Here is a 12234-nt window from a genome sequence, read left to right as displayed (position 1 = left end):
GACACCGAGATCACCGTCGTCAACGCCGTGCCCGACTTCGTTGAGCGGATGCGGCTCCACCAGCTCGCGATCGGCCAGGACCTCGCGTTCCGCAAGCTCGCCGACGTATTCGCGGGCACCGGGGTGCAGTTGCGCCTGGCGCGCGTCACCGGCGTCGACCCCGAGCGCAGGACCGTCGCCGTGACCGGCGAGGACGGCGACGGCGAGCTCGCGTACGACACGCTTCTCTACGCGCTCGGCAGCTCCGTAGCCCACCATGGGGTCCCCGGCGTGGCCGAGTACGCCTTCGATGTGACCGGCCGGTCCTCGGCGCTGCGTCTGCGCGAGCGCCTGACCGGCCTGGGCGAGGGCGGCACCGTGCTGGTCGTCGGTGAGGGGCTGACCGGCATCGAGACCGCCACCGAGTTCGCCGAGTCCCGGCCCGACCTCTCGGTCGCGCTCGCCGCCCGCGGCGAGCTGGGCGCCTGGCTCTCCTTGAAGGCCCGCCGTCACCTGCGCCAGGCCTTCGACCGGCTCGGCATCACCGTCCACGAGCACACCGGCATCGAAGCCGTCGAGCCGACACGGGCGATCGCCGCCGACGGTACGTCCATGCCGGCCGACGTGACCGTGTGGTCGGCCGGGTTCGCCGTGCACCCCATCGCGGCCGCCGGCGGCCTGAAAGTCGCCGAGACCGGCCAGATCGTCGTCGACCGCACCATGCGCTCGGTCTCGCACCCGGACGTCTACGCCGCCGGTGACTGCGCCTACGCGATCGGCGAGAACGGCCGGCCGCTGCCGATGTCCTGCGCCTCGGCCGGCTTCACCAACATGCGGGCGACCGCCGCGATCATCGCGCGCCTGACGGGCAGCGAGGTCCCGACCACAGGGCTGAAGTACCACGGCAACCACATCAGCCTCGGGCGGCGGGACGCGATCTTCCAGATGGTGGACGGGGACGTCCGGTCGAAGTCCTGGTACCTGGGCGGCCGGACCGCCGCGCGGCTCAAGTCGGGCGTGCTCAAGGCGGCCGGGTGGGGCATCGCCCACCCGACCTTCGGCATGCCGAAGCGCACGCGCCGCCTGGCCACCGCGCCTGACCGGGCCGGTGCAAGGGTCGCCGCATAGGCTGCTTCGCATGGACAGCGCAGCCATCGACCTGTTCGAGACCAGCCGGGGCCGGCTGGCCTCGCTCGCGTACCGTCTGCTCGGCTCGGCCGCCGACGCCGAGGACGCCGTGCAGGACACGTTCCTGCGCTGGCAGGCCGCAGACCGCGAACGGGTCGAGGTGCCGGAAGCGTGGCTGACCAAGGTCGTCACCAATCTCTGCCTCGACCGGCTCCGCTCGGCGCAGACGCGCCACGAGCGAGCGGCCGGTGCCTGGTTGCCCGAGCCGCTCCTCGAGGGCGACCCGATGCTCGGCCCGGCCGACACCTTCGAGCAGCGCGAATCCGTGTCCTTGGCCGTACTGACCCTCTTGGAGCGCCTCTCGCCGGTGGAGCGGGCCGTCTACGTCCTGCGTGAGGCCTTCTCGTACAGCCACGCCGAGATCGCCGGGATCCTCGACATCACCGAGTCCGCGAGCCAGCAGCATGTCCACCGGGCACGGATCCGGGTCGCCGCCGAGCGTCGCCGAGGCGGCGTGGCCGACCCCGCGTCCGCGCGCCGGGTCGTCGAGGAGTTCCTCGCCGCCGCCACGTCGGGGCGCACCGAACGGCTGGTGGCGCTGCTCACCGACGACGTGACGGCGGTCTCGGACGGCGCCGCCGGGCTGGGCAGGCGGCTGTTGCGGTACGAGACGCGTGAGCGGGTCGCCTCCTACGTGCGGGCCGGCTTCAAGCCCACGCCGGCGAAGCGGCGGCTGGCCGGCGGCTCACCCGCGATGCATATCGCGCTGGTCAACGGCTCCCCGGCCGTCCTCGCCGTGGTCGACGACCGGGTCGTGGGTGCCGTGGCGTTCGAAGTCAGCGACGGCAAGGTCGCGTCCCTGCGCGGCATCGCCGCCGCGGACCGGCTCGCGCGCCTCAACGAGGCATGGCGGCAGCACGAACCCGACGCGCCGGTCATCAACGCATGGTAATCAGATCCACCGGAATCCAGTGGCCTGCCCGCCCCGGCGGAGCACGTGGCCGCCGGCGTCAACGGACAGGGTGCCCCGCCGCCCGCAGGGTCTCCTTGACCTGGCCGATCCGCAGGTCGCCGAAGTGGAAGACCGAGGCGGCCAGCACCGCGTCCGCGCCCGCCTCGACCGCCGGGGCGAAGTGCTCAAGGCGCCCCGCGCCGCCCGACGCGATGACCGGGATCGTGACGTGCTTGCGCACGGCCTCGACCATCTCCGTGTCGTAGCCGTCCTTCGTGCCGTCCGCGTCCATCGAGTTGAGGAGGATCTCCCCCGCGCCCAACTCGGCGGCCCGGTACGCCCATTCGACCGCGTCGAGGCCGGTGCCCCGCCGCCCGCCGTGGGTGGTGACCTCGAAGCCGGACGGCGTTGATGCGCCCGCCGTGCCCGCCGTTTCCTCCCCGCACCGTCGCGCGTCCACCGACAGCACCAGCACCTGGCTGCCGAACCGCTCCGCGATCTCGCGGATCAGTTCGGGGCGGGCGATCGCCGCGGTGTTCACGCCGACCTTGTCCGCGCCCGCCCGCAGCAGCCGGTCGACGTCCTCGCCGCTGCGGACGCCGCCGCCCACGGTGAGCGGGATGAAGACCTGCTCGGCTGTACGCCGCACCACGTCGTAGGTGGTCTCCCGGTCGGATGAGGAGGCGGTGATGTCGAGGAAGGTCAGCTCGTCGGCGCCCTCCGCGTCGTAGACCTTGGCCATCTCCACGGGGTCACCGGCGTCGCGCAGGTTCTGGAAGTTGACGCCCTTGACGACCCGGCCGGCGTCCACGTCCAGGCAGGGGATGACTCGTACGGCCACGGACATGGGGTGCTGACTCCTTGCGGGTGCTGTGCTTGCGATGCGGGTGCGGGTACGGGGATTCGGCCGGACCGTCCGGGCTAGGCGCTGCCGCGGAAGGCTTCCAGCTCCACTTCCACCAGCACCCGCGAGTCCACGAAGCCGGAGACGACGACCAGCGTCGCCGCGGGCCGGACGTCGCCGAAGATCTCCCGGTGGGCGCGGCCCACGCTGTCCACGTCGCGTGCGTGCGTGAGGTACATGCGGGTGCGGATCACCGACGAGATGTCGAGGTCGAACTCCTTCAGTGCGTCCAGCGCCTGGTCGAAGGCGGCCTTCGTCTGCTCGTACGGAGAGCCGTCGCCCAGCAGTTGGCCGTCGGCCAGCGGCAGCGTCCCCGCGACGAGCACCCGGTCCCCGGCCGCGACGGCGCGGGCGAACCCGATCGTCTCCTCCCAGGGGCTCTCGGACTGCACACGCTGTACATCACGGCGTTCCGACGGGGTCATGACGACACTGCCTCCAAAGCCTCTTCCAAGGTGAACGCCTTGGCGTACAGGGCCTTACCCACGATGGCGCCTTCGACGCCCTCCGGTACCAGGGTCGCGATCGCCCGCAGATCGTCAAGGGAGGAGACACCGCCGGAGGCGACGACCGGGCGGTCGGTGACGGCGCAGACGTCGCGCAGCAGCCCCAGGTTGGGCCCCTTGAGCGTGCCGTCCTTGTTGATGTCGGTGACCACGTAACGGGCGCAGCCCTCGGCGTCCAGCCGCGCCAGGGTCTCGTACAGGTCGCCGCCGTCCCGCGTCCAGCCGCGGCCGCGCAGGGTCGTGCCGCGTACGTCCAGACCGACCGCGATCCGCTCGCCGTGCTCGGCGATGACCTTGGCGACCCACTCCGGGGTCTCCAGGGCCGCTGTTCCCAGGTTGACCCGGTGGCAGCCGGTGGCCAGGGCCGCGGCGAGGGTCTCGTCGTCGCGGATGCCGCCGGACAGCTCGACCTTGATGTCCATCGCGCCGGTCACCTCCGCGATGCGGGCGCGGTTGTCACCCGTACCGAAGGCGGCGTCGAGGTCGACGAGGTGCAGCCATTCGGCGCCGGCCCGCTGCCAGGCGAGGGCTGCCTGCAGCGGGTCGCCGTAGGCCGTCTCGGAGCCGGACTCGCCGTGCACGAGGCGTACGGCCTGTCCGTCGCGGACGTCGACGGCGGGGAGGAGTTCCAGCGTGGGCAAGGGGGCGGTCGGCACGTTCGCCTTCTCCTGGATCAAAGGGGCTTCGGCATTAGAGGGTCTCGACCCAGTTGGACAGCAACCGGGCGCCGGCGTCGCCGGACTTCTCGGGGTGGAACTGGGTCGCCCACAGCGGGCCGTTCTCCACGGCGGCGACGAACGGCGCACCGTGCTCGGCCCAGCTGACCCTGGGCGCGGGCATCGCGGGGTTGGTGACCGTCAACTCCCAGTCGTGCACGGCGTAGGAGTGGACGAAGTAGTAGCGGGCGTCGGCCGGCAGCCCGGCGAAGAGCCGCGAGTCGTCGGCGGCGGTGACCGTGTTCCAGCCCATGTGCGGTACGGCGTGGTCGGCGTCCGCTTTCAACGGCCCGACCGTGCCCGGCCATTCGCCCATGCCCTCGGCCTCGACACCGTGCTCGATGCCCCGCCCGAAGAGGATCTGCATGCCGACGCAGATGCCCAGCACGGGACGGCCGCCCGCGAGCCGCCGCTCGATGATCCAGTCGCCGCGCGCCGCGCGCAGCCCCTCCATGCAGGCCGCGAACGCGCCGACGCCGGGCACCAGCAGCCCGTCCGCCGCCATCGCCGCGTCGTAGTCGCGGCTGATCTCGACGTCCGCGCCCGCCCGCGCGAGGGCGCGCTCGGCCGAACGTACGTTGCCGAAGCCGTAGTCGAGGACGACAACCCTCACGACCACACCCCCGACCGCAGGATTCCGGCGGCCAGCGCCAGCAGGGAGGCGGTGCCCAGGACGGCGACCACGCTCTTGGGCAGCTTCTGCCGCCAGAAGGAGATCGCGCCGCCGAGTAGGAAGAGCCCGACGAAGATGAGCAGCGCGGACAGACCCGTCACAGTGCGCCCTTCGTCGAGGGGATGCCCTGCTGGCGCGGGTCGATCTCGCTGGCGTAGCGCAGTGCGCGGGCCAGCGCCTTGAACTGGCACTCCACGATGTGGTGCGCGTTGCGCCCGTAGGGCACGTGCACGTGCAGCGCGACCTGGGCCTGGGCGACGAAGGACTCCAGGATGTGCCGCGTCATCGTGGTGTCGTACTCGCCGATCATCGGCGCCATGCCCTCGGGTTCGCGGTGCACGAGGTACGGGCGGCCCGAGAGGTCGACCGTCACCTGGGCCAGCGACTCGTCCAGCGGCACGGACGCGTCGGCGAAACGGACGATGCCGCGCTTGTCGCCGAGCGCCTGCTTGAAGGCGGCACCGAGGGCGAGGGAGGTGTCCTCGATGGTGTGGTGGCTGTCGATGTGCAGGTCGCCCTCGGTCTTGACCGCGAGGTCGAAGAGGCCGTGGCGGCCGAGCTGGTCGAGCATGTGGTCGTAGAAGCCGACCCCTGTCGACACATCGACCTTCCCCGAGCCGTCGAGATTGATCTCGACCAGGACCGAGGTCTCCTTGGTGGTGCGCTCCACGCGGCCCACGCGAGCCAGGCTCATCGGGTTGTCTCCTTCGTCACTGCGCGTACCGCGTCGAGGAACGCGTCGTTCTCTTCGGGCGTCCCCGTGGACACCCGCAGCCATCCCGGCACACCGTTGTCCCGTACGAGGACGCCGTGCTCCAGCAGCGCCTGCCACATCGCGTGGGCGTCGTCGAAGAAACCGAACTGCACGAAGTTGGCGTCGGAGTCGGTGACTTCGCAGCCGATGGCGCGCAGTTCCCGCACCAGCCGGTCCCGCTCGTCCTTGAGCCGCTCGACGTATCCCAGCAGCGTGCCGGTGTGTTCGAGGGCGGCGAGCGCGGTCGCCTGGGTGACCGCGGAGAGGTGGTAGGGCAGCCGCACCAGCTGCACCGCGTCCACCACGGCCGGGTCGGCGGCGAGATAGCCCAGCCGCAGCCCGGCGGCGCCGAACGCCTTGGACATGGTGCGGGTGACCACGAGGTTGGGGCGGCCATCCAGCAGGGGGAGCAGCGAGGGGCGGTGCGAGAACTCGCCGTACGCCTCGTCCACGATCACCATCGACGGCCCGGCCGCCTGCGCCGCCTCGTACAGCTCGATCACGGTCTCGCGGTCCACGGCGGTGCCCGTGGGGTTGTTCGGGGAGCAGACGAAGACCACCTCGGGCCGCCGCTCGGCGATGGTGCGGACCGCCGCCCCCGTGTCGATGGTGAAGTCCTCGCGGCGCGGCCCCGAGAGCCAGCCCGTGCCGGTGCCGCGCGCGATCAGACCGTGCATCGAGTACGAGGGCTCGAAGCCGATGGCGGTGCGGCCGGGCCCGCCGAAGGTCTGCAGCAGCTGTTGGATGACCTCGTTGGAGCCGTTGGCGGCCCACACCTGGCCCGGATCGGTCTCGTAGCCGGTGGTCCCGGTCAGATAGCGGGCCAGGGCGGCGCGCAGGGCGACCGCGTCCCGGTCGGGGTAGCGGTTGAGCGTACGGGCGGCCTCGGCGACCCGCTCCGCGATCCGGCGGACCAGCTCCTCGGGCAGCGGGTAGGGGTTCTCGTTCGTGTTCAGCCGTACGGGCACGTCCAGCTGCGGGGCGCCGTAGGGGGACTTGCCGCGCAGCTCGGCCCGGATGGGGAGGTCGTCGATACCGGTCACTGGCTCTGGACACCTTCCCCGTCGAATTCCCCGTCGAACCGCACCGTGAGCGCCGACCCGTGCGCGGGCAGGTCCTCGGCCTCCGCGAGGGTGACGACGTGGTGGGTGACCTCGGCGAGAGCGTCGCGGGTGTAGTCCACGACGTGGATGCCGCGCAGGAAGGACTGCACGGACAGGCCGGAGGAGTGGCAGGCACAACCGCCCGTGGGCAGCACGTGGTTGGAGCCCGCGCAGTAGTCGCCGAGGGAGACGGGCGAGTAGGGGCCGACGAAGACCGCGCCCGCGTTGCGCACCCGGGCCGCCCAGTCCGCGGCGTCCGCCGTCTGGATCTCCAGGTGTTCGGGGGCGTACGCGTTCACCACCGCCAGGCCGTCCGCCAGGGAGTCGACGAGCACGATGCCCGACTGCCGCCCGGCCAGCGCCTCGGTGATCCGCTCGCGGTGCCGCGCCGCGGCCACCCGAACCTTCAGTTCGCCCTCGACCGCCTCGGCCAGCTCGAGGGACGGGGTGACCAGCACGGCGGCGGCGACGGTGTCGTGTTCGGCTTGGCTGATGAGGTCGGCGGCGACGTGCGCGGGGTCGGCGGTGTCGTCGGCGAGAACCGCGATCTCGGTGGGGCCCGCCTCGGAGTCGATGCCGATGCGGCCCTTGAGCAGCCGCTTGGCCGCCGCGACGTAGATGTTGCCGGGGCCGGTCACCAGCAGGACGGGGCGGCACTCCTCGGTGCCGTAGGCGAACATCGCCACGGCCTGGGCGCCGCCGGCCGCGTACACCTCGTCCACGCCGAGCAGCGCGCACGCGGCGAGGATGGTGGGGTGGGGCAGCCCGCCGAAGGCGGCCTGCGGCGGCGAGGTCACGGCCAGCGAGCCGACGCCCGCCTCCTGCGCGGGCACCACGTTCATCACGACGGACGACGGATAGACGGCCCGGCCGCCCGGCACGTACAGCCCGACCCGCTCGACCGGCACCCAGCGCTCGGTGACGGTGCCGCCGGGGACGACCGTCACGGCCGAATCGGTGCGCCGCTGGTCGCGGTGGACGATGCGGGCGCGGCGTACGGACTCCTCCAGCGCCTCCCGTACGGCCGGGTCCAGCTCCCGCAGTGCGTCGGCCAGTGCCTCGGCCGGAACCCGTACCCGCTCCAGGGTCACGCCGTCGAACCGCCGCGCGTACTCGATGAGCGCCGCCGTGCCGCGATGCTGGACGTCCGCACAGATCGGCCGCACCGTCTCCAGGGCGGCTTCGACGTCGAGCTCGGCGCGGGGCAGCAGGTCACGGTCGATTCCGCCGTCTGCGGAGAGGGCGGAACCGCGCAGGTCGATTCGGGAGATCACGGCTCCAGTCTCTCAGACGGCGTCCCCGCACCCGGCTTCCGTATCAGTGAGTGATACGCATCCCACAAGACGATTGTCGCCTCTGGCGTTCATCCGGTTACGGAGGGGGAAAGTAGCGGTACGACCAGGGGGACGGGACCGAACAGCGGACCGACGTGCGACAGAACAGAGGGGGAAGCCACCGGTGAGCGAGCCACTGGACTCCAGGGAGCCGCCTTCCTGGGTGACGAGGGCCGAGTGGGGCATGTGGCAGGCGTTCGTCAACGGCAGCGAGTACGACCTGCGCAGCGGTGAACCGGAACTGGACGATCCGGACGGCGACCACGTCTGGGGTCCGGAACGCACCATCCGCGCCCGCCTCATCGCGCTGCTGCTCCTGCACGGCCCGCCCCCGCTGCTGGGCCGGGTCGCCTCGCTGCACCTCAGCGGCGCCCGGATCACGGGCGTGCTCGACCTGTCCGGCGGCGTCATCGAGCCGTACTTCGAGCTGCGCCAGTGCCGCTTCGAGGAGGAGGTGCGGATGGCGGAGGCGCGGATCCACACCGCGCGGCTGGCCGACTGCCGCATCCCCCGCCTGGAGGCCGCCCGGCTGACCACCGACGGCGACCTGCACCTGCCGCGCTGCGTCATACCCGAAGGCATCAAGCTCACGGACGCCTCGATCGGCACCGACCTGATGCTGAACGAGGCGACGGTGGGCAGCGGGCGCCGTATCCGGGCGGTGGCCGCCGACGGCATCAGCGTCTCCCAGGAACTGCAGGCGAGCCTGCTGGTGACCGACGGCGAGGTCAGTCTGCGCGGGGCGACGATCGGCAGCTCACTGCACATGTTCGGGGCGACGCTGCGCAACACCAACGGCCGCCACGCGCTGTACGCGCCGCAGATGACCGTCGAGCACGTCGCGAGCTTCGCCGACGCGAACCGTTCAGACCGCTTCCGCGCACCGCAGATCCAGGGCGCGACGCCGCCGGCCGGTACCCGCGTCTCCTTCACCCCCGACAGCGGCAGCCGCTGGCGCACCCGGCACTTCGAGTGCACCGGCGGCATGGTGCTGGACGACGGCAGGTTCGGTTCCTCGCTGGTCATCGAGAACGCCCGCTTCGAACTGCAGCGGGACCAGGAGCTGTCGCTGCGCCGCATCCAGACGCCGGAGCTCAACTTCACCCCGCGCGCTCCCGAACGCGGCCTGGTGGTGCTGTCCGGGGCGTCGGTGGAGAAACTGCTGGACCGCGTGGGCAGCTGGCCCCGCGACCAGCGGCTGTGGATGGCGGGCTTCACCTACCAGCAGGCGATTCCGAAAGAGGGCCACTTCAACGTCCGCGAGCGGCTGCAGTGGCTGGCGGCGGCGACGCCGGAGTATTCACCGCTGCCCTACGAGCAGTTGGCCCTGATGTACCGCAACAGCGGCGAGGACACCAACGCCCGCGCGGTGCTGCTCGCCAAGCAGCGTCGCCGCCGCGAAACCCTGCCGCTGGTGGGCAAGGTGTGGGGTTTCCTGCAGGACTGGACGGTCGCCTACGGATACCGCCCCTCCCAGGCCGCGCTGTGGATGTTGCTGCTGTGGGCCGCGAGCACTCTTCTCTTCTCGGCCCGCCGGCCGGATCCCCTCAAGGGCGGCGAGGCACCGCACTGGAACGCCGCCCTGTACGCGCTCGACCTGCTGCTTCCCGTGATCACCTTCGGGCAGGACGGCGCCTGGGACCCCGGCGGGGTCTATCAGTGGGTGGCCGCGGTCATGGTCCTGCTCGGCTGGGTTCTCGCCACGACGGTCGCGACGGGGGCGACGCGGCTGCTGCGGCGGCAGTGACCGGTGATCGGGCCGGTTCGTCACCGCGGGGCATCCGTTGATCTCGCGAGAGGTATCCGGACCCACGACCACGCCTGGAAGGCTTTAGGCTTACCCGTTGTGACAACCGCGCTCCCGCTCTTCCCGCTCAACTCGGTGCTGTTCCCCGGCCTGGTGCTGCCGTTGAACATCTTCGAGCAGCGGTACCGCGCCCTGATGCGCGACCTGCTGGCGATCCCCGAGGACACGCCGCGCCGCTTCGGCGTCGTGGCCATCCGCGACGGCCGCGAGACCGCGCAGACCTCGACGGGCCTGCCGGACTCCGCGCCGCCGCCGGGTGCCGACCCGACCGCGGGCTTCGGTCCCGACCCCATGACGTCCTTCTACACCGTCGGCTGTGTCGCGGACGCCTCGACGATCCGCGAACGCGCGGGGGCGGGGGCGGCACCCGAGGACGTCCTGGATGAGACCGCCGGCCGGGAGGAGACCGCCGAGACGGCGGAGTCCCCGGAAGCGGGAGCGGCCGCGGAGGCCGCCGGGGGGCCGGGGTATGAGGTCCTGGCCACCGGCACCGCCCGGTTCCGGCTGCTGTCGGTGGACGCGAGCGGCCCGTATCTGATGGGCGAGATCGAGGAGTTGCCGGAGGAGGAGGGCGACGGTGCGGGCGCGCTGGCGTCCGGCGTGCTGCGCGCCTTCCGGGCGTACCAGAAGCGGCTGGCCAGCGCGCGCGAACGCACCCTGGCCGCCGGGCAGGAGCTGCCGGACGACCCCTCGGTGGTGTCGTACCTGGTGGCCGCGGCGACGATCCTGGACACCCCCACCAAGCAGCGGCTGCTGCAGGCTCCCGACACGGCGACGCGGCTCGCCGACGAACTGAAGATCATGCGCAGAGAGACCGCGCTGATCGGCAAGCTCCCCTCCCTTCCGGCGGCCGACCTCACCCGCGAGCCGACCAGCCCCAACTGAGCGGCGGGCGAGGGCGGTCGGCGCGCTGGCGGGTCGGCCGGTCGGCGGGTGACGATCTCGGACTGCGGGGAAGGTGAGGGCAGATGGCGAAGAAGAAGCAGCGGCAGCAGCCGTCGGCGACCCCGGCGACGGTGGCTGCCGCCCGTGCGGGGGTGGAGTTCACCACCCACTCCTACCTGCCCGACCCGGCCGCCCCCTCCTACGGCGAGGAGGCCGCACAGGCGCTGGGCGTCGCACCGGAACGGGTCTTCAAGACCCTCGTGGCGGATGTCGACGGGACGCTGACGGTGGCGGTCGTGCCGGTGTCCGCCTCGCTGGACCTCAAGGCCCTCGCCTCGGCGACCGGCGGCAAAAGGGCCGCGATGGCCGATCCGGCGGCGGCCGAACGTACGACGGGCTATGTGCGCGGCGGCATCTCGCCGCTGGGGCAACGCAAGCCGCTCCCCACCGTGCTCGACGCGTCGGCCGCCTCACACGCCACCATCTGCGTCTCGGCGGGCCGCCGTGGCCTGGAGATCGAACTTGCGCCCGCGGACCTGGCCGGGCTCACCGCAGCGACGACGGCGCCGATCGCGCGTACAAGCGGTACGGCGAGCGGTGCCTGAGGGCTGAGGAGACCTGACCGGCCCGGCACACCCGCCCGGCTGCCGCGGCTCACCAGCCCCGCGGGGCTCCCTTGTCCCCGTACGGAGGGAAGTACAGGGTGACGGGCTCGGGCCTTCCGAACACTCCCACCAGCGCCAGATGCACCACAGCCGCCGCCAGCGACCAGGCCAGCAGCGCGCCCTTCGCCTGGAGCCGGAGCGGGCCCTCGAAGGTCTTGCCCTCACCCGCCGCCTTCGCGGCCGCGACCAGGTCGGTCTCGGGGCCGAGCCAGACGCCGAACCGCCAGGCCACCACGGACCCCAGCAGCGCCCCCGCCGCGAGCCCGACGGCGAGGCCGACACCGCCTCGCCGGCTGTACAGGAACACCAGCGCGCCCGTCACCGCACCGAAGCCGAGCGCCAGCAGCAGGAAGGTGCCGTCGACACCCACCGCCTCCTCGCCCTCCGGGTTCTTGAGGTACACGCCGTTGTCGACGGCGAACATGTGCACGCGCGGCGCCAGCCACACCCACATCGGCCCCAGCCCCAGCCCCAGCACGGCCACGGCCAGCGCGCACAGCGCCGCGTCGCGGGCCTCACGCCGCACCCGCACCCCCATCGGGTCCTCGGTGTCCCGGTCGGACGGATGGGCCGGGTACGGATTCGCCGCGTGCCGGCCGGGTTGGCTCGCGCCGTACGGACCGCTCCCCTCGCCTGCGGCTCCACGACGGTGGGAGGCCGGCCGGGAACGCCGCGAGTGGTCGGGATCGGGTGAAGAAGGCGTCGGTACGGTCACCGGGCCATCGTGCCAGGCGCCGCCACCGGTTCGGTCGGCGGGCGGCCGGGCACACGGGCGGTCCGCGAGCGGCCGGCGGGCGTCGAGCCCCGCCCGTCGGCGGCGCCCTCCTC

General features: G+C 72.5%; 14 protein-coding genes. 5 read left to right on the top strand and 9 right to left on the bottom strand.

Annotation, left to right across the window (positions count from 1 at the left end):
- The coding region (locus ACRDP3_RS05145) for an NAD(P)/FAD-dependent oxidoreductase (RefSeq protein ID WP_431515609.1) at nt 1-1107 on the top strand (1107 nt) is incomplete at its 5' end.
- 10 nt (nt 1108-1117) lie between these two features.
- Nucleotides 1118-2059, top strand: a complete 942-nt coding sequence (locus ACRDP3_RS05140) for a sigma-70 family RNA polymerase sigma factor (protein WP_431515608.1) — start codon at nt 1118-1120, stop codon at nt 2057-2059.
- A 58-nt stretch (nt 2060-2117) separates the two neighbouring features.
- Here the strand turns inward: ACRDP3_RS05140 and hisF are convergent, their stop codons facing one another.
- The 8 genes from hisF to hisD all read right to left on the bottom strand — a co-directional run bounded on the left by hisF (nt 2118) and on the right by hisD (nt 7989).
- A complete protein-coding gene (gene hisF, locus ACRDP3_RS05135; protein ID WP_431515607.1) occupies nt 2118-2906 on the bottom strand; it encodes an imidazole glycerol phosphate synthase subunit HisF in 789 nt (262 codons plus the stop codon).
- 74 nt (nt 2907-2980) lie between these two features.
- Nucleotides 2981-3388: a RidA family protein gene (locus ACRDP3_RS05130; RefSeq protein WP_431515606.1), complete on the bottom strand. Its 408-nt coding sequence runs from the start codon at nt 3386-3388 to the stop codon at nt 2981-2983.
- On the bottom strand, nt 3385-4110 hold the full coding sequence (priA, locus tag ACRDP3_RS05125; RefSeq protein ID WP_431515611.1) for a bifunctional 1-(5-phosphoribosyl)-5-((5-phosphoribosylamino)methylideneamino)imidazole-4-carboxamide isomerase/phosphoribosylanthranilate isomerase PriA: 726 nt from the start codon (nt 4108-4110) through the stop codon (nt 3385-3387). Before priA ends, ACRDP3_RS05130 begins: the two co-directional genes overlap by 4 nt.
- Before the next feature lie 49 nt (nt 4111-4159).
- Nucleotides 4160-4798, bottom strand: a complete 639-nt coding sequence (gene hisH / locus ACRDP3_RS05120) for an imidazole glycerol phosphate synthase subunit HisH (protein WP_431515605.1) — start codon at nt 4796-4798, stop codon at nt 4160-4162.
- Nucleotides 4795-4959 carry a hypothetical protein gene (locus ACRDP3_RS05115; RefSeq protein WP_431515604.1) on the bottom strand — a complete coding sequence of 55 codons (165 nt, stop codon included), beginning with the start codon at nt 4957-4959 and terminating at the stop codon, nt 4795-4797. Before ACRDP3_RS05115 ends, hisH begins: the two co-directional genes overlap by 4 nt.
- Nucleotides 4956-5546, bottom strand: coding sequence for an imidazoleglycerol-phosphate dehydratase HisB (gene hisB, locus ACRDP3_RS05110; protein WP_431515610.1), 591 nt, complete (start codon nt 5544-5546; stop codon nt 4956-4958). The genes ACRDP3_RS05115 and hisB overlap by 4 nt, the downstream gene beginning before the upstream one ends.
- A gap of 2 nt (nt 5547-5548) precedes the next feature.
- The gene (locus ACRDP3_RS05105; protein WP_431515603.1) at nt 5549-6655 is read right to left on the bottom strand and encodes a histidinol-phosphate transaminase; all 1107 of its coding nucleotides are present in this window, start codon (nt 6653-6655) and stop codon (nt 5549-5551) included.
- The gene (gene hisD, locus ACRDP3_RS05100; RefSeq protein WP_431515602.1) at nt 6652-7989 is read right to left on the bottom strand and encodes a histidinol dehydrogenase; all 1338 of its coding nucleotides are present in this window, start codon (nt 7987-7989) and stop codon (nt 6652-6654) included. Before hisD ends, ACRDP3_RS05105 begins: the two co-directional genes overlap by 4 nt.
- 184 nt (nt 7990-8173) lie before the next feature.
- On the opposite strand from hisD, the gene ACRDP3_RS05095 reads away from it, so the two are divergent.
- The 3 genes from ACRDP3_RS05095 to ybaK all read left to right on the top strand — a co-directional run bounded on the left by ACRDP3_RS05095 (nt 8174) and on the right by ybaK (nt 11346).
- On the top strand, nt 8174-9796 hold the full coding sequence (locus ACRDP3_RS05095; RefSeq protein WP_431515601.1) for an oxidoreductase: 1623 nt from the start codon (nt 8174-8176) through the stop codon (nt 9794-9796).
- A 99-nt stretch (nt 9797-9895) separates the two neighbouring features.
- The gene (locus ACRDP3_RS05090; protein ID WP_431515600.1) at nt 9896-10741 is read left to right on the top strand and encodes an LON peptidase substrate-binding domain-containing protein; all 846 of its coding nucleotides are present in this window, start codon (nt 9896-9898) and stop codon (nt 10739-10741) included.
- A gap of 83 nt (nt 10742-10824) precedes the next feature.
- On the top strand, nt 10825-11346 hold the full coding sequence (ybaK, locus tag ACRDP3_RS05085) for a Cys-tRNA(Pro) deacylase (protein WP_431515599.1): 522 nt from the start codon (nt 10825-10827) through the stop codon (nt 11344-11346).
- A gap of 49 nt (nt 11347-11395) precedes the next feature.
- Here the strand turns inward: ybaK and ACRDP3_RS05080 are convergent, their stop codons facing one another.
- Nucleotides 11396-12121 carry a hypothetical protein gene (locus ACRDP3_RS05080; protein ID WP_431515598.1) on the bottom strand — a complete coding sequence of 242 codons (726 nt, stop codon included), beginning with the start codon at nt 12119-12121 and terminating at the stop codon, nt 11396-11398.
- Between the last annotated feature and the right edge of the window lie 113 nt (nt 12122-12234).

It is taken from the genome of Streptomyces sp., from assembly GCF_050698815.1.
GTDB lineage: Bacteria > Actinomycetota > Actinomycetes > Streptomycetales > Streptomycetaceae > Streptomyces.
This window is presented reverse-complemented; position numbering and strand designations above follow the sequence as displayed.

What these genes read in the sequence shown, in the direction of transcription:
- ACRDP3_RS05140 (WP_431515608.1), top strand. Translation starts at nt 1,118, where the DNA reads ATGGACAGCGCAGCCATCGACCTGTTCGAGACCAGCCGGGGCCGGCTG.
- hisF (WP_431515607.1), bottom strand. Translation starts at nt 2,906, where the DNA reads ATGTCCGTGGCCGTACGAGTCATCCCCTGCCTGGACGTGGACGCCGGC.
- ACRDP3_RS05130 (WP_431515606.1), bottom strand. Translation starts at nt 3,388, where the DNA reads ATGACCCCGTCGGAACGCCGTGATGTACAGCGTGTGCAGTCCGAGAGC.
- ybaK (WP_431515599.1), top strand. Translation starts at nt 10,825, where the DNA reads ATGGCGAAGAAGAAGCAGCGGCAGCAGCCGTCGGCGACCCCGGCGACG.